At 66.5% G+C, this 16,122-nt stretch carries 13 protein-coding genes; 8 read left to right on the top strand and 5 right to left on the bottom strand.

Features of this window, described 5'->3' with window-relative positions:
* Positions 1-119: 119 nt before the first annotated feature.
* From ACZK3J_RS05665 to ACZK3J_RS05645, 5 genes are read left to right on the top strand one after another with little or no spacing between them, the layout of a single operon-like run.
* A complete protein-coding gene (locus tag ACZK3J_RS05665) occupies positions 120-716 on the top strand; it encodes a GNAT family N-acetyltransferase (protein WP_032127604.1) in 597 nt (198 codons plus the stop codon).
* Positions 662-1,510: a septum site-determining protein MinC gene (minC, locus tag ACZK3J_RS05660; RefSeq protein WP_149909370.1), complete on the top strand. Its 849-nt coding sequence runs from the start codon at positions 662-664 to the stop codon at positions 1,508-1,510. Before ACZK3J_RS05665 ends, minC begins: the two co-directional genes overlap by 55 nt.
* Positions 1,511-1,545: 35 nt before the next feature.
* Complete coding sequence (minD, locus tag ACZK3J_RS05655) at positions 1,546-2,355, top strand: septum site-determining protein MinD (RefSeq protein WP_010483375.1); 810 nt, start codon at positions 1,546-1,548, stop codon at positions 2,353-2,355.
* Positions 2,356-2,357: 2 nt separating this feature from the next.
* Positions 2,358-2,618 carry a cell division topological specificity factor MinE gene (minE, locus tag ACZK3J_RS05650; RefSeq protein WP_004148073.1) on the top strand — a complete coding sequence of 87 codons (261 nt, stop codon included), beginning with the start codon at positions 2,358-2,360 and terminating at the stop codon, positions 2,616-2,618.
* A 46-nt stretch (positions 2,619-2,664) separates the two neighbouring features.
* Positions 2,665-3,144, top strand: a complete 480-nt coding sequence (locus ACZK3J_RS05645; protein WP_049398895.1) for a hypothetical protein — start codon at positions 2,665-2,667, stop codon at positions 3,142-3,144.
* A 226-nt stretch (positions 3,145-3,370) separates the two neighbouring features.
* Here ACZK3J_RS05645 and ACZK3J_RS05640 read toward each other — a convergent pair whose 3' ends face one another.
* The 3 genes from ACZK3J_RS05640 to ACZK3J_RS05630 all read right to left on the bottom strand — a co-directional run bounded on the left by ACZK3J_RS05640 (position 3,371) and on the right by ACZK3J_RS05630 (position 9,014).
* Positions 3,371-4,615: a DUF819 family protein gene (locus ACZK3J_RS05640; protein WP_032127606.1), complete on the bottom strand. Its 1,245-nt coding sequence runs from the start codon at positions 4,613-4,615 to the stop codon at positions 3,371-3,373.
* A 141-nt stretch (positions 4,616-4,756) separates the two neighbouring features.
* Positions 4,757-6,835: a prolyl oligopeptidase family serine peptidase gene (locus ACZK3J_RS05635; protein ID WP_107433615.1), complete on the bottom strand. Its 2,079-nt coding sequence runs from the start codon at positions 6,833-6,835 to the stop codon at positions 4,757-4,759.
* Positions 6,836-7,049: 214 nt separating this feature from the next.
* Complete coding sequence (locus tag ACZK3J_RS05630; RefSeq protein ID WP_032127608.1) at positions 7,050-9,014, bottom strand: OPT family oligopeptide transporter; 1,965 nt, start codon at positions 9,012-9,014, stop codon at positions 7,050-7,052.
* A gap of 200 nt (positions 9,015-9,214) precedes the next feature.
* Between ACZK3J_RS05630 and ACZK3J_RS05625 the strand changes: the two genes are divergently transcribed.
* Together ACZK3J_RS05625 and ACZK3J_RS05620 are read left to right on the top strand one after the other, a co-directional pair.
* Positions 9,215-10,363, top strand: coding sequence for an acetyltransferase domain-containing protein (locus ACZK3J_RS05625; RefSeq protein ID WP_197655883.1), 1,149 nt, complete (start codon positions 9,215-9,217; stop codon positions 10,361-10,363).
* Between the two features lie 79 nt (positions 10,364-10,442).
* A complete protein-coding gene (locus tag ACZK3J_RS05620; RefSeq protein ID WP_032127610.1) occupies positions 10,443-12,197 on the top strand; it encodes a peptide MFS transporter in 1,755 nt (584 codons plus the stop codon).
* 58 nt (positions 12,198-12,255) lie between these two features.
* Here ACZK3J_RS05620 and ACZK3J_RS05615 read toward each other — a convergent pair whose 3' ends face one another.
* Positions 12,256-14,238, bottom strand: a complete 1,983-nt coding sequence (locus ACZK3J_RS05615; protein WP_197655882.1) for an alpha/beta hydrolase family protein — start codon at positions 14,236-14,238, stop codon at positions 12,256-12,258.
* A gap of 167 nt (positions 14,239-14,405) precedes the next feature.
* Positions 14,406-15,041, bottom strand: a complete 636-nt coding sequence (locus ACZK3J_RS05610; RefSeq protein ID WP_005408523.1) for a LysE/ArgO family amino acid transporter — start codon at positions 15,039-15,041, stop codon at positions 14,406-14,408.
* 138 nt (positions 15,042-15,179) lie between these two features.
* Here ACZK3J_RS05610 and ACZK3J_RS05605 point away from each other — a divergent pair, with 138 nt between their 5' ends.
* Positions 15,180-16,085 (top strand): LysR family transcriptional regulator ArgP, encoded by a 906-nt coding sequence (locus ACZK3J_RS05605; protein ID WP_010483397.1) that lies wholly within the window; start codon positions 15,180-15,182, stop codon positions 16,083-16,085.
* The last annotated feature ends 37 nt before the right edge of the window (positions 16,086-16,122 follow it).

Here is a 16,122-nt window from a genome sequence, read left to right as displayed (position 1 = left end):
CTCCCACGGAAGTCATGCATCCGAGGTCCCCTGTTCATGCCGCAGCCCACCCCGGGCATGCAATAATCGTGCGCAGGGTCCAATTTGACGGACCAACCGCGTTACCCCACGGAGTCACAATGTCGATTGTCATCCGCGACGTGCGCGAGCACGAGCTCGATTCCGTCCTGGCTTTGAACAACAACGCTGGCCTGGCCATCCTTCCCCTGGATGCGGCCCGCCTGCGCCTGTTCTACGAAACCGCTGAGTATTTCCGCGTCGCCGAGCGCGACGGCAACCTGGCCGGCTTCCTGATCGGCTTCGGCAGCGACAGCCAGCACGACAGCAGCAACTTCGCCTGGTTCAAGCAGCAGCTGGACACCCCGTTCTTCTATATCGACCGCATCGTGGTCGCCAGCCGCCGTCGTGGCGGTGGCGTCGGCCGTGCGTTCTATGCCGACGCGCAGAGCTTTGCCGAGCTGCGCTACCCGCAGATGACCTGCGAAGTCTTCCTCGACCATGGCGCCGATGCCGCCCTGCTCTTCCACGGCAGCTTCGGCTTCCGCGAGCTGGGCCAGAACACCATGCCGCAGGTCGACGTGCGCGCCAGCATGCTGGCCAAGGAACTGTGCAGCTACCCGTGGGTCCAGGAGACCTACGGCGGCAAGCTGCCTGATGTGGCATGGACACGTGCCCGGCATCTGCCGGCGCAGGCACAGCGGCCGACGGGGACCTGAGCGTGGCGGTGAATTTCGATTACGAACAGGCCGGTGAACTGAAGATCGGCCAGGTGGGCATCGCCAACCTGCGCATCCGTACCCTTGATGTCGAACGCCTCGTGCAGGAAATGCGCGAACGCGTCACCCGTGCGCCGAAACTGTTCGGCCGCGCCGCGGTGATCCTCGACTTCGGCGGCCTGAGCCAGGTGCCGGACGTGGCCACCGCGCAGGCGCTGGTCGATGGCCTGCGCAGTGCCGGCGTGCTGCCGGTGGCGCTGGCCTATGGCACCAGCGCAGTCGACCTGCTCTCGCAGCAGCTCGGGCTGCCACTGCTGGCCAAGTTCCGCGCCCAGTACGAGCGTGCCGAGGCCGAGCCGGCCCCGCCGCCGCCGCCCGCGCCGGAACCGCGTCGCGCAGCCCGTGCCGAACCGAAGCCGGCACCGGCCACGCCGGTGGCCAAGGTTGCCGACGCCGCCTCACCGCAGCCGGGCCGCATGCAGCTGGGCAACGTGCGTTCGGGCCAGCAGCTGTACGCTGAAAACTGCGACCTGACCGTGATGGCCACCGTCGGCGCCGGCGCCGAGGTCATCGCCGATGGCAGCATCCACATCTACGGCACCCTGCGCGGCCGTGCGCTGGCAGGGGCACAGGGCAACACCGCGGCACGCATCTTCTGCCGTGATTTCCATGCGGAACTGGTCGCCATTGCAGGCCACTACAAGGTACTGGACGATGTCCCGGACTCCCTGCGCGGCAAGGCCGTGCAGGTGTGGCTGGAACAGGACCAGATCAAGATCGCTGCGCTGGACTGACGCAGCACCCAAACAGAATCATCAGGAGAAGTCCTTTGGCTGAAATCATCGTAGTCACCTCCGGCAAGGGCGGCGTCGGCAAGACCACTTCCAGCGCGAGCCTGGCCTGCGGCCTGGCACGGCGCGGCAAGAAGGTGGCGGTGATCGACTTCGACGTCGGCCTGCGCAACCTCGACCTGATCATGGGCTGCGAACGCCGCGTGGTGTACGACTTCGTCAACGTCGTGCACGGCGAAGCGACCCTCAAGCAGGCCCTGATCAAGGACAAGCGCTTCGAGAACCTGTACGTGCTGGCCGCCTCGCAGACCCGCGACAAGGACGCACTGACCCAGGAAGGCGTGGGCAAGGTCCTGAAGGACCTGGCCGCCGACGGCTTCGATTACATCATCTGCGACTCCCCGGCCGGCATCGAGAAGGGCGCCTTCCTGGCGATGTACTTCGCCGACCGTGCGGTGGTGGTGGTGAACCCGGAAGTGTCGTCGGTGCGCGACTCGGACCGCATCATCGGCCTGCTCGACTCGAAGACCCACAAGGCCGAGTCCGGCCAGGACGTGCCGGCCTTCCTGCTGCTGACCCGCTACACCCCGCTGCGCGTGGAAAGCGGCGAGATGCTCAGCATCGCCGACGTCGAGGAAGTGCTCGGCCTGAAGGCGATTGGCGTGATCCCCGAGTCGGGTGACGTGCTCAACGCCTCCAACAAGGGCGAGCCGGTCATCCTGGATGTCGAGTCCGCAGCCGGCCAGGCCTACGACGACGCCGTCGCGCGCATCCTCGGCGAAGAACGCCCGATGCGCTTCACCAACGTCGAGAAGAAGGGCTTCTTCAGCAAGCTGTTCGGAGGGTAAGCATGGGCCTGTTTGATTTCCTCAAAGCGAAGAAGACCACCGCCGAAACCGCCAAGAACCGCCTGCAGATCATCATCGCGCAGGAGCGCAGCAACCGCGGCGGCCCCGATTACCTGCCGCTGCTGCAGCGCGAGCTGCTGGAAGTGATCAAGAAGTACGTGAACATCGACGTCGATGCAGTGAAGGTCGACCTGGTGAAGGATGGCCAGCACGATGTGCTGGACATCTCCGTGGCGCTGCCTGAAGGCCCGGACAAACCCTGAAGCTCTGCCCCGCCCGTGCCTGCACGAGCGGGGCTGCCTGACCCGCATGACCGATACAACAACCGCCGTGGACATCACCTGCGTGGGCGACATCGCCTTCGCTGATGCGCAGTGCCTGCTCGCCGCGCATGGCCTGCAGCTGCACCACGTCGCGGCCGGTGAACCGATTCCCGGCAGCTACTGGGGCGAGCCCGAGGCCGGCATCATCGCCAGCAACGTGTACGTGCGCGATGACACGCCCGTGCACTCGATGCTGCACGAAGCCTGCCATCTGATCGTGCTGCCGCCGGAGCGGCGTGCGCAGGTGCATACCGACGCCACCGACTCGGTGGCCGAGGAAGATGCCACCTGCTACCTGCAGATCGTGCTGGCCGGGCAGCTGCCTGGCGTTGGCAGTGCGCGGTTGATGGCCGACATGGATGCCTGGGGGTATACGTATCGGCTGGGGTCTACGAAAGCGTGGTTTGAAGAGGACGCCGAAGACGCGAAAGCGTGGCTGGTCGAACGCGGGTTGCCGGTGGCGTAAAGCCGCGGGCGCGGTTGGCCACGGGCGCGTGGCGACGCGCCGGACCTTGCGGCGCCCCTCTTTTCACTCGGCGCGGTTCGAGCAGGACGCCGAAGACGCGAAGGCGTGGTTGATCGAACGCGGATTGCCGGTGGCGTAACGCATCGGTAGTGCCGGCCGTTGGCCGGCAACCTCATGAACCCGTGCAGCATTACCTGGTTGCCGGCCAGCGGCCGGCACTACCCCATCAGCCCTGCCCTGCCAGCGCGCGCAGGGTAATGCCGACGATGTAGGCCAGGTAGGTGCCGGTGGCGTAGCCCATCGTGCCCAGCAACACGCCCACCGGCGCCAGGGCCGGATGGAACGCTGCAGCCACCACCGGCGCCGAAGCCGGGCCACCGATGTTCGACTGCGAACCGATCGCGAAATAGAAGAACGGCACCTTCAGCAGCTTGCCCAGGCACCACAGCAGCGCGATGTGCACGGCAATCCAGATCAGGCCGAGCAGGAACAGCCACGGGCGGTCCAGCAGCGCCAGCAGATCCATCTGCATGCCGATGCAGGCAATCAGGAAGTACAGCAGCAGCGAACCCAGCCGCGAGGCGCCCGCACCTTCCAGCGTGCGTGCACGGGTGAAGCTCAGGCTCAGGCCCAGCGTGGTCGACAGCACCACCACCCACACGAACGGCGCATCCAGGCTGAACTGCGAGGCCCAGCTGACATTGGCCTTGAACCATGCTGCCAGCGGCGCACCGATCGCGTGTGACAGACCCACGCCGCCGAAGGCCACTGCCACGATCAGCATCAGGTCGGTGAGGCTGGGAACGCGCTCATGCTCGGCCTGGAAGCGCGCGATGCGCTCCTTCAGCTCATCGATGGCCGACGTGTCGGCACCGCTGCGCGCGTCGATCTTCGCTGCGCGCCCGGCCAGGAAGATCAGCGCGGCCATCCACACGTAACCGACACCGACATCGACCACCGCGAACTGGCCGAACGTGGTGGCGTTGACGTCGAACACTTCGCGCATCGCCAGCATGTTGGCACCGCCGCCGATCCAGCTGCCGGCCAGTGCGGCCATGCCGGCCCAGGTGTCACCGGCCACCGTTTCCGGATGCAGCGCGCGCATCACCAGGAAAGCCACCACCGCACCCAGCATGATGCTGGCGGACGCACCCAGGTACATCAGCACCAGCTTCGGGCCGAGCCGCAGGATGCCTTTGATGTCCACCGCCAGGGTCAGCAGGATCAACGCTGCCGGCAGCAGGATGTCGCGTGCGATCGGGTTGTAGAGCTTGGTGTTCTGACCGTCGATCAGGCCGACGGTGTTGTAGATGCCGGGAATCAGGTAGCACAGCAGCAGTGCCGGCACGAAGGTGTAGAAGCGTTTCCACAGGCCCTGCTCGCGCGAGGCGGTCCAGAACACGGCGCCGAGGGTGGCGGCGATCAAACCGAAGACGACGATGTCGTTCTGGATCAGGGCGGTCGAGGGCATGCAGGCGCTCTGGGTAGAGCCGGCCGCTGGCCGGCTGCTGTGGGCGGCAGATCAGGAAGGTGTGCCGACCAACGGTCGGCACCCACCGGTACAGCAGATGGCGAAACAAAAGCGCCGCCCCGAAGGGCGGCGCTGCAGTCATCAGTTGCCGATGTGCTGCTTCAGCCAGGCATTGACGGTGTCATGCCACAGGATGCTGTTGTTCGGCTTCAGCACCCAGTGGTTTTCATCCGGGAAGTACAGGAACTTCGATTCGATGCCCTGGCGCTGGGCGGCGGTGAACGCGGCCAGGCCCTGCTCGACCGGAATACGGAAGTCCTGCTGGCCGTGGATGACCAGGATCGGCTTCTTCCAGTCCGCCACGTGGTTGACCGGGTTGAACTTCTCGTAGTTCGCCGCCTTCTGGTACGGCGTACCGCCCTGCTCCCACTCGGTGAACCACAGTTCTTCGGTGGCGTAGCCCATCATGCGCTGGTCGAACACGCCGTCATGGTTGACCAGGCACTTGAACGGGCCGTTCCAGTTGCCGGCGATCCAGTTGACCATGAAGCCGCCGTAGCTGGCGCCCAGCGCACAGGCCTTGTCACCGTTGAGGAAGGAATACTTCTTCAGCGCCGCGTCCCAGCCCTTCTGCAGGTCTTCCAGCGGACGGTCGCCCCAGTGCTGGCTGATCGCATCGGTGAAGGCCTGGCCATAGCCGGTGGAACCGTGGAAGTCGATCATCACCACGGCGTAGCCCTGGCCTGCATAGGTCTGCGGGTTCCAGCGGTAGCTCCAGCCATTGCCGAAGCTGCCCTGCGGGCCGCCGTGGATCAGGAACGCGACCGGGTACGACTTGCCTTCCTGGTAGTTGTGCGGCTTGACCACATAGCCGTGCACGGTGTCGTTGTTCCAGCCCTTGAACTCGAACTGTTCGTAGTCACCGAAGCTGACGTCCTTGAGCACGTCGCCAGCGGCCGGGGTCAGCGCGCGCAGCTCGCCGATGGCTTCGCCGGCGGCCGGCAGCAGGCCGACCAGCACTTGGTCGTTGCTCTTCAGGCTGTTGCGGGTGATCGCCACGCTGGTGCCGGCGACGTCCACCGAGGTAACGCTGCCGTCGCCGATCAGCTTGGTGGCCTTGCCGCTGGCCACGTCGATCTGGAACAGCGGGTGCTCGCCGAGGTCATCGGCGGTGGTGTAGATGCTGGAGCCGTCGGCGGACAGGGTGATGCCGCCCGCCGAGCGATCCCACTGCGGCGCGATCTCACGGCTCTTGCCGCTGGCCAGGTCCATCGCCATCAGGCCGAAGCGGTCGGCCTCGAAGCCCGGGCGCTTCATCGCACGGTAGAACAGGGTCTTGCCGTCGGCACTGAACACCGGGCCGGCATCCCAGGCCGGATTGGAGGCGGTCAGGTTGACTGGCGCCTGCTTGCCCGCAGCGTCGAAGCGGTACAGGTCGAAGTTGGTCGACCACGGCTCCTGCTTGCCGGCCACGCGGATGCTGGCCACCACGCTGGCGCCATCCGGCGACCACGCGAAATCGTCATTGCCACCGAACGGCTTGGACGGTGCATCGCCGTCGATGGTCGCGCTCAGCGCCGAGGCGCCCTTGACCGCCCCGGCCTTGGCTGCCGGCAGCGGTGCCACGAACAGGGTGTTGCGGCGGCCGTCGTTCCAGGTATCCCAGTGGCGCACGAACAGCGAATCCCACACCTGGCCGCTGGCCTTGGCGTCCTTCTTTTCCTTCAGCTTCTTCTCGGTGCATGCCAGATCCGAGGCACAGGCCTGGAACACGCCGGCACTGAACAGCACGCGGTCGTCCTGCGGTGACACGTGGTAGCTGTCAACGTCCACCGGGAAGTCGGTCAGCTGACGCGGGGTGCCGCCGTTGATCGGCTGCGCGTACAGCTGCTGGCTGCCGTTCTTGGCACTGAGGAAATAAACGGTCTGGCCATCGGCCGACAGCGACGCGGAATTGACGCTCCAGCCAGCCGGGGTGATCTGCTTCGGCGGAGCGGCGTCACGCGTGCGCAGGTTGCGCGCGAACAGCGCGGTGGAGGCCTTCAGGTTGGCGTCCACGCTGCGCTTGGCGAACACCACAGTGCCACCGTCCGTGGTCAGTACCGGCGCGGAGACGCGGTCCATGGCCACCATGTCGCGGACTTCCAGGCCACGGGCAGCGGCAACGCTGGGCAGGGCAGCCAGCAGGCTCAGTGGCAGCAGGGCATGACGCAGTTTCATCGAGGTCTCCGCAGGACGGCAAAAAACCGATGGTAGGCCCGTGCGGCCGGGGCTGCCAAGGCCATCGGTCATGGCTGCGCGCGGGGTTGGCCCCGCCGCCAGAAAAAGCAAACCGCGCCGTAGCGCGGTTTGCGGTAGTGCCGGCCGCTGGCCGGCAACCAGGGGTATCACGGGATTCCGGGATTGCCGGCCAGCGGCCGGCACTACCCATCCCTTACGCCTTGGTGTACTTGCCGGTGCGGTAGATCAGCCAGCCCACCAGGAACAGCACGGCCAGGCCGATCCACTGCGCGCCCGGCAGGTGGAACGGCACGGCCAGCACGTCGGCGCGGCTGCTGACCACGATCGGAATCGCGATGGCGATGCCCATCAGTGCCTCACCGGTGATCAGGCCCGCAGCGAACAGCACACCCGGCTTGTGCACGCGGTCGCGGCCTTCTTCGTCATCGGCGCGCACCTTGTGGAAGCGCTCGACCAGGTGGGCGATCAGGCCGCCGAGGAAGATCGGCACCATCAGCTCCAGCGGCAGGTAGATGCCGATGGCGGCGGCCAGCACCGGCACGCGGAAGCGTGCGTTGCGCGACTTCAGCCAGCTGTCGAAGGCAATGATGGCGGCACCGACCACGGCACCGATGCCGATGAAGGTCCAGGGCAGTTCGCCACCGAACAGGCCCTTGGCCACCGAGGCCATCAGGTTGGCCTGCGGCGCAGCCAGCGCGTTCGGGTGCAGCTCGGACTTCACGCCGATGCCGTAGGCGGTGGCCAGCAGGTTCAGCACCGGGGCCATGATCAGCGCGCACGAGAAGGCACCGATGCCCAGCATCAGCTGCTGCTTCCACGGGGTGGCACCTACGATATAGCCGGCCTTGAGGTCCTGCAGGTTGTCACCGCCAACCGCTGCGGCGCAGCACACCACCGCGCCGATCATGATCGCCGCCACCGCGCCCAGCGGCGCACCGCCGGCACCGACCGGCTTGAGGCCATCGGCGCCCAACAGCACCACCAGCACGGCCGAGGCGAACAGGATGGTGGAGATGGTGATGCCCGACACCGGGTTGTTGGACGAACCGATCAAGCCGGCCAGGTAGGCCGAGACCGACACGAACAGGAAGCCGGCAACGATCATGATGATGGTCATGGGGATCGACACGTGCCACTGGCCCACGATGGCCTGGTACAGGGCCAGCAGCGGCAGCACGAAGACCACCAGGGCCACCAGCATCCACTTCATCGGCAGGTCGCGCTCGGTGTGCGCCAGCACCGGGCCACCGCTCTTGCGGGCGGCGGCAAAGCCGCTCTTGACGCCATTGAGCAGCGACTTGCGCAGCGAGATCAGGGTCCAGATGCCACCGATCAGCATTGCGCCGACACCCAGGTAGCGCATCTTCGCGCCCCAGATGGCGAACGCCGCTTCGGTGGAGGATGCCGTGGCGACCGACGCGGCCAGTGCCGGATCGGTGTTCATGAAGAACGCCTGGTAGATCGGAATGGCGATGTGCCAGGTCAGGATCGAGCCGGACACGACCACGATGCCGACGTTGAGGCCGACGATGTAGCCCACGCCCAGCAGTGCCGGCGACAGGTTGGTACCGATGAAGGCGGTGACCTTGGAGCTGCCGACGTAGGCCGAGGTGGCCCAGGCGTCGGGAATCAGGCGCATGCCGCTTTCCGCGGCCAGCTTGACGAAGGCACCGATGACTGCCGACAGGCCGAGGATCTTCAGGCCCGGGCCCGGGTTCTCACCGGCCTTGAGCACTTCGGCCGCGGCCTTGCCTTCCGGGAACGGAAGCGGGTCTTCAACGATCATCGAACGGCGCAGCGGCACCGAGAACAGCACGCCCAGCAGGCCACCGAGGCCGGCGATGCCCAGCACCCACCAGTACTTGAAGTCCGGCCAGTAGCCCATGATCACCAGCGCCGGGATGGTGAAGATCACACCGGCGGCGATCGACGAACCGGCCGAGGCGCCGGTCTGCACGATGTTGTTTTCAAGGATGGAGCCACCGCCCAGCAGGCGCAGCACGCCCATGGAAATCACCGCGGCGGGAATGGCGGTGGCGATGGTCAGGCCTGCGAACAGACCGAGGTAGGCGTTTGCGGCCGACAGCACCACCGCCAGCACGATGGCCAGGGCCACTGCGCGGAAGGTGAGCTGCTTGGGCGCAGCGTCGTGGTTCATGGAAGCCCCTGCTGGCAAAAAATCCCTGCCACGCTAGCGTTCAGGGCAGATCAAGTCCAGCGTGCCAAAGGATGGGGGCGTGTGCTGCAGCGCAATGGGCCCGTACGTGGACCGGCAATCGACCGACCCGGCAAAGTCCGGCTGGGCGCGGAGCAAATGATATGTTATATCTTAATGCTACCTTGCTGTTACTGCATCGCATGCCCCCTTCCCCCTCCCCTCGCCTGGCCTCCATCGACCAGCTGCGCGGCACCGTGATGTTGTTGATGTTGCTGGACCACGTGCGCGAGACCTTCTTCCTGCAGCATCAGGTAAGCGACCCGATGGACGCATCGACGGTCTCCCCTGCGCTGTTCGCCTGCCGTCTGCTGGCCCACCTGTGTGCGCCCGTGTTCGTCCTGTTGACCGGGCTGTCGGCCTGGTTGTACGGCCAGCGCCAGGCGGATCCGCGCCGGGCCACCGCCACGTTCCTGCTCAAGCGCGGGCTGTTCCTGGTCGTGCTGGAACTGACCCTGGTGAACTTCGCCTGGACCTTCCAGTTGCCGCCGGACACGTTGTACCTGCAGGTGATCTGGGCCATCGGCCTGAGCATGATCGCGCTGGCCGGCCTGCTGTGGCTGCCGCGCCCGGCCCTGCTGGTGCTGGCAGTCGCGCTGGTGGCCGGGCACAACCTGTTGGACGGCGTGCGAGTGGAAGGCCACGGTCTGCTGGCGATGCTGTGGAAAGTGCTGCACCAGCGCGACTGGATCGAGACCGGCGCGCTGCGCCTGCGCACTTCCTACCCGGTGCTGCCGTGGATCGGGGTAATCGCGCTGGGCTACCTGATGGGGCCGTGGTTCGCCCGCGACCGCGACCCGGCGCAACGCCAGCGCTGGCTGCTGTGCGCAGGCGTCGGCGCGCTGGCCCTGTTCGCCCTGCTGCGGTTCGCCAACCAGTACGGGGATGCACCGTGGCAGTACCAGACCAGCACGCTGCGCACCTGGATGAGCGTGTTCAACATCACCAAGTACCCGCCGTCGCTGCAGTTCCTGCTGTTGACGCTGGGCGTGGGATTGTTGCTGCTGCGCCTGTACGAATGGCCGCCACTGGCGCGTGCGCTGCGCCCGCTGGCCGATGTCGGCGCCGCGCCGATGTTCTTCTACCTGCTGCACCTGTATGTGCTGAAGGGGCTGTACCTGGCCGCGCTGGCGATCTGGGGGCCGACACACGGTGATCTGTACGCACTGGATTCGGTGGCCGGCCTGCTGCTGGTGGCCTGTGCGCTGGCGGTGGTGCTGTACCCGCCGACACGGGCGTTCGCGCGGTTCAAGGCACGAAGGCGCGATCTGGCGTGGCTGCGGTACCTGTGATCGCCCAGGCCAGTCCGGCAATCCACGCATGGCGTGGATCTACTGAAAGCGGATCGGGCCACAGGCCTATAATTCCGCGATGAATTCCACCGCTATCGCTTCCGACGATTTCCTGGGCCATCCCAAGGGCGTCTACGTCTGCTTCTTCACCGAAATGTGGGAGCGCTTCTCCTTCTATGGCATGAAGGCGCTGCTGCTGCTGTACCTGACCAAGTACCACCTGTTCGGCGACAAGGCCGGCCTGGACCTGCTCGGTGCCTATGGCGGCCTGGTGTACTGCATCCCGGTGTTCGGCGGCATGCTGGCCGACCGCTGGCTGGGCATGCGCCGGGCGGTGCTGTTCGGCGGCATCCTGCTGGTGCTCGGCCACCTCGGCATGGCCTTCGAGGGCCACGCCGCCTATCGGGTCAACGGCGAAGTGGTGCGCGACACCTCGGCACTGGCGGTGACCTACCTGTCGCTGGCGCTGATCATCATGGGCGTCGGCTTCCTCAAGCCGAACATCTCCACCATCGTCGGCAAGCTGTACGCCAAGGACGATCCGCGCCGTGATTCGGGCTTCTCGCTGTTCTACGCCGGCATCAACCTCGGCGCGCTGTTCTCGTCGCTGGTGTGCGGCTTCCTCGGCGAGGCCTATGGCTGGAAGTACGGTTTCGGTGCGGCCGGCATCGGCATGCTGGCCGGCCTGGCGATGTTCCTGTGGGGCCAGAAGTACCTGCAGGGCCACGCCGAGCCGCCGCAGCCGGCCGCGCTGAAGCAGAAGGTGCTGGGCCTGCCGCGCGAATGGCTCATCTATCTGTGCGCGATGCTCGGTGTATTGCCGGTGGCGTGGCTGATGTGGGCGGCCGGCAACGGCGCGTTCGCGCTGGGCGGTGAAATCAGCCTGGCACTGATGCTGATGCTGGTGGTGCTGGGCGGCGTGCTGGTCTGGTTCGCCTGGTTCACCGGCAGCAAGTGCACGCCGGTGCAGCGCCAGCAGATGGTCGCGCTGATGGTGTTGATCTTCATGGCACTGGTGTTCTTCACGATGTACGAGCAGTCGTATGGCTCCTGGGTGACCTTCACCGACCGCCTGCTGACCAAGGACATCGTGCCCTCGCTGGTGATCACCGGCGGTACCCCGCTGCCGTGGTCGATCATCTCGCTGCTGCTGGCGCCGCTGGGCTTCGTGGTCAGCGCGCGGCTGTCCGAGCGCCGTCCGGGCTCATCTGCGCCGCGAACGTTCTTCGCCGCCATCGTCGTGCTGATGCTGGTGCTGCTGGTGCGCGACTGCCTGGTGATTCCGCAGACCGCCGGCTCGCTGACCTACCTCGGCGGCCTGTTCCTGGTGCTGCTGGCGCCGGCCTTCGCCGCACTGTGGACGTGGATGGACCGCCGCGGCTGGGAACCGGGCAAGCCGGTCAAATCGGCCTGGGGCCTGGTGATCGGCGCGCTGTCGTTCGTGCCGCTGGCATTGGCCGCACAGCAGGTCGGCGCCACCGGCGAGATGGCCAGCGTGTGGTGGCTGGTGCTGGCCTACTTCCTGCTGGCCAGCGGTGAGATGTGCCTGTCGCCGGTCGGCCTGTCGGCAGTGACCCAGCTGGCCGTGCCGCGGGTGATGAGCCTGATGATGGGCACCTGGTTCCTGGCCACCGCATTCTCGGAAACGCTGGCCGCGCTGTTCGGCAAGCTGGCCGCGATCGAGGTGCCGGAGGGCGAATCGCTGGACATGGTGGCCGCTGCCGGCGCCTATGCGCACCTGTTCTGGCTGCTGATGTGGATCGGCCTGGGCTGTGCGCTGGCCGCCTTCATCGCCGCGCCGCTGCTGAAGAAGATGATGCACGGGGTCAAGTAAGCCTGATGCAGGCGAACTCCGGGGGCGGCGGATCGATCATCCGCCGCCCCCGGCTTGTTCAGGGCGCGCTGCTCTTCTCCGCAGGTGCGGCCTGCCCGGCCACCTGGCCGCCCAGGCTGCGCGAGAGGAAGGCCAGCAACCTGCTGTAGTACGCACGTTGGTTGGCAGGGGAATAGAAACCATGCCCTTCATTCTTGACGTACAGGGTTTCCACCGGCGTGCCGGCCTTCTTCAACGCAGCTTCCATGCGTTCGCTGTGCACGATCGGCGCACGTTGATCCTGGCCACCCGCGGCCAGGAATACCGGCACCCGCACCTGCGCGGCCAGATTCACCGGGGAACGCTCTGCAAGATCCTTGGGCGATCCCAGCCAGTTCCGCAGGTAGGCCAGGCCTGACTCATCGCTCTGGATGTCTCCGCGGGCGTACATCAACGGCAGGTCGTAGATGCCGACATAGCCGGCCGCGCACTGGTACAGGCCCGGTTCGCGCACCGCCCCCATCATCGCCGCATAGGCACCGTAACTGGCCCCATAGATACAGATGCGGTTCTTGTCGGCCACGCCCTGTTCGATCGCCCAGCGCGTGGCATCGGTGACGTCATCCTGCATCGACAGCCCCCATTGCTTTCGCGCGGCCTGCATGTGGGCCCGGCCATAGCCGGAAGAGCCGCGGAAATTCACCTGCAGTACCGCGTAACCTGCCGCCGCCAGCATCTGTGTCTCGGTGTCATAGGCGCCCTGGTCGGCAACACCGATCGGACCTCCGTGCGGCACCACCACCATCGGCAGCGCACGGGCCTCGCGGCCATGCGGGACGGTAAGGAAGCCATGCAGCGGACGCCCATCACGGGCCGTCAGGCTGATCGGACGCACCTCCGCCGCCAGCGCGGGGTCGATCCAGTCACTGCGGCTGATCAGGTGCCGTGCACTCTTGCCAACCGTGTCATAGAGATAGAAATCGCCCGGATTGCTGCCTGACCAGGTTTCCACCAGCACCGTCTTGCCATCGCGCGTGCTGGAGGTGATGTAGACCGCTCCGCCCAGGCCGGCTTCGAGGCTGCGGTACAGGCGAGCGTCGTCCGAGGCGTCATCGAAGAATGCCGTTCGCGGCGCACTGCCAAGGAACAGGGCCCCGACTGGCACGCGGCTGCCGGGGCGCCGGATGATGCGCGCCGGGTCGGCACTCCCATCGCGCAGCACGGTGCGTCGTTCATTGCTCTGGGGGTCCCAGCTGACAATGGCATCAGGTCCATCTGCCTGCTCGACCTGCAGGTACGCCAGGCGACCATCGGCCGAGAAGCCGAGCGGCGCCTCGATGCGCTTGCTCAGGGATTCATCATTGAGCAGGACCCAGTCGCTGTTGCTGCCCGTGCGGTAGTAGAGCTTCTGCGTGCCATCGGTAACGACAGCGCGTGCGAAACGCACCTCGCCCTGCTCATCGGTCGTGAAGTCCGCATCGGGAATGGGAGCGCGCGCCACGGCGTTGCGGCGACCGGTGATCACGTCCATGCGCTCGACCTGCGCATGCGAACTGCCGACCAGCGGGATCACCGTCACCAGCGCGTTGCGGTCATCGTCCTTGAGCTCATCACTGAGGTAGGCGGCCACCAGGCCTGCCGGCTTGACCTTGATGTTGGTGCCCAGGCTCTGGTCGGCAACCCGGTACCCCACCAGCAGCTCGCCGCCCTTGCCGTTGGCATTGATACCGAACAGTTCACCGGTCGGCGTCGGCCGGTCCAGCACGCCCAACTTTTGTGCCATGCCCACCAGCAGCCGCTCGTTGCTGACCCAGTCGAAGGTGTGCGCGTGATCGTTGCGGGGCGGGCGGAAGCTGCCGACCATCTTCATGTCGGCAATGCGGTAGATCGCCAATGCGGTTCCCGCCTCCAGCGGAACCGTCGCGGCGATGTACTCGCCCCCTGGTGAAATCTTGATGTCGGTAAACGACTCCTGCCGCAGATAGCGATCCAGGTCCAGCGTTGCGGCCGATGCCCCACCCACAACCGCGCCCAACAGTACAGCCAGCACAATCCTGCGCATCCTTCCCCCATGGAAAACCGGACACCCTGTCCGGATGCACGATTCTAGGCACGTGACCGTTTGCCGCGCCACATCGGCAGAAAAAACGACGGCACCGTTGCCGGTGCCGTCGTTACCACTACCTTGGAGAGAGAGTCAGGACGTGGGTTCGGGGGGCGTGCGCCGGGTCAGTGGACCCCGCGCACCGCCAACGTAAGGGCCAGGATGCTGAGGATCACGGCGATGGTGCCGTCGAGCACGCGCCAGGTACTGGGCTTGGTGAACAGCGGCGCCAGCAGGCGTGCGCCCAGGCCCTGCGCGGTCAGCCACAGGCAGCTGGCAGTCACCACACCGGCGGCGAAGGCCATGCGGGCGTTGCCGAAGTTCTCGGCGATCGAGCCGATCACCATCATGTCCAGCCAGAAGTGCGGGTTGATCAGCGAGAAGCCGACCGCGGCCATCAGCACCGCGCGGCGGCTGCCGTCGTCGCTGTCAGCCTCGCCCATGCCGCCGCCACCGGCAATCGCACGGCGTGCCGACTTCATGGCGTACCAGGCCAGGAACGCGACGCCGGTCCACAGCACGGCGGTGGTCAGCCACGGCAGCGCCGAAGTGAGCGTGCGCAGGCCGGCCACGCTGGCAAAGATGAAGATCGCATCGATGGCCGCACAGGTGGCAACCACCGGCACGATGTGCTTGCGCAGGATGCCCTGGCGCAGAATGAAGGCGCTCTGGGCCCCGACCACGGCGAACAGGCCGATGCCGGTAGCTGCACCAGAGAACCAGGCACCGAGGCCGGTGCTGGCGGAGATGACCGAGAACATGGGATTCAGTGCCTTTGCTTGCTTGGGGGGACGGTGCCTCGCGAAGGCGGACAGCACCGGAACGGGCGCCATTGTCGCGCCGCAACATGAAAAAGACGAGCTAAACTTCCTAAACCAACATTAGCGGAACTTAATTCGATGCGTATCGACCATGCCCAGCTGCGCGCCCTCGCCGCAGTGATCCGCGAAGGCAGCTTCGACCGCGCCGCGCAGTCGCTGAATGTCACGCCCTCGGCCATCTCGCAGCGGGTCAAGGCACTGGAGGACCGGGTCGGTCGCCTGCTGGTCAAGCGCGGCACCCCGGCCACCGCCACCGCCGAGGGCCAGGTGCTGGTGCAGCTGGCCGAGCAGACCGCCCTGCTCGAGCACGACGCCCTGCACCGGATGGGCCTGGCCGATGAGGACCTGCCGCAGGCCAGCATTCCGGTGGCGGTGAACCACGACAGCCTGGAAACCTGGTTCCCGCAGGCCGCCTCGCAGTTCGCACAGAGCACCGGCACCACCCTGGACCTGCGCGTGGAGGACCAGGACCACACCGTCGAACTGCTGCGCCAGGGCACGGTGCTGGGTGCGGTGACCACGCTGGACGAGCCGGTGCAGGGCTGCCAGATCCACGCGCTGGGCAGCATCCGTTACGCCGCCACCTGTACCCCCGAATTCCGCGAACGCCATTTTGCCAAGGGCGTGACCGCGCAGGCGCTGGCGCAGGCGCCGGTGCTGGTGTTCAACCGCAAGGACGAAATGCAGTCGCGCTTTGCCCGGCGCATGGCCGGCGACGACCTGCCCAGCACCGCGCCGACCTGGTGGATTCCCTCCACCCGCGCCTTCGTGCAGGCCAATCTGGGCGGCATGGGCTGGACCATGAACCCATTGCCGCTGGTCAAACGGCACCTGGACGCCGGCCGCCTGGTCTACGTACGCCAGCGCGCGTGGGAGGACGTGCCGCTGTACTGGCAGCACTGGAAGGGTGACGTCCAGACCATGGCCCTGCTGACCCGCGCCGTGCTGGATGCCTCCTCAGCGCTGGTGCGGCGCAAGCGCTGAGGCAGCGCCGCAAAAAGGGGACGGAGGGGATTAAGTC

The organism is Stenotrophomonas sp. 86428_Sma, from assembly GCF_056481585.1.
Note: the sequence above shows the minus strand (reverse complement) of the source record. Positions and strands in the feature narration are given on the sequence as shown.

Excerpts from the sequence above, each read along its gene's own strand:
- ACZK3J_RS05665 (WP_032127604.1), top strand. The coding sequence starts at position 120 with ATGTCGATTGTCATCCGCGACGTGCGCGAGCACGAGCTCGATTCCGTC.
- minC (WP_149909370.1), top strand. The coding sequence starts at position 662 with ATGGACACGTGCCCGGCATCTGCCGGCGCAGGCACAGCGGCCGACGGG.
- minE (WP_004148073.1), top strand. The coding sequence starts at position 2,358 with ATGGGCCTGTTTGATTTCCTCAAAGCGAAGAAGACCACCGCCGAAACC.
- ACZK3J_RS05645 (WP_049398895.1), top strand. The coding sequence starts at position 2,665 with ATGACCGATACAACAACCGCCGTGGACATCACCTGCGTGGGCGACATC.
- ACZK3J_RS05640 (WP_032127606.1), bottom strand. The coding sequence starts at position 4,615 with ATGCCCTCGACCGCCCTGATCCAGAACGACATCGTCGTCTTCGGTTTG.
- ACZK3J_RS05635 (WP_107433615.1), bottom strand. The coding sequence starts at position 6,835 with ATGAAACTGCGTCATGCCCTGCTGCCACTGAGCCTGCTGGCTGCCCTG.
- ACZK3J_RS05630 (WP_032127608.1), bottom strand. The coding sequence starts at position 9,014 with ATGAACCACGACGCTGCGCCCAAGCAGCTCACCTTCCGCGCAGTGGCC.
- ACZK3J_RS05625 (WP_197655883.1), top strand. The coding sequence starts at position 9,215 with ATGCCCCCTTCCCCCTCCCCTCGCCTGGCCTCCATCGACCAGCTGCGC.
- ACZK3J_RS05620 (WP_032127610.1), top strand. The coding sequence starts at position 10,443 with ATGAATTCCACCGCTATCGCTTCCGACGATTTCCTGGGCCATCCCAAG.
- ACZK3J_RS05615 (WP_197655882.1), bottom strand. The coding sequence starts at position 14,238 with ATGCGCAGGATTGTGCTGGCTGTACTGTTGGGCGCGGTTGTGGGTGGG.
- ACZK3J_RS05610 (WP_005408523.1), bottom strand. The coding sequence starts at position 15,041 with ATGTTCTCGGTCATCTCCGCCAGCACCGGCCTCGGTGCCTGGTTCTCT.
- ACZK3J_RS05605 (WP_010483397.1), top strand. The coding sequence starts at position 15,180 with ATGCGTATCGACCATGCCCAGCTGCGCGCCCTCGCCGCAGTGATCCGC.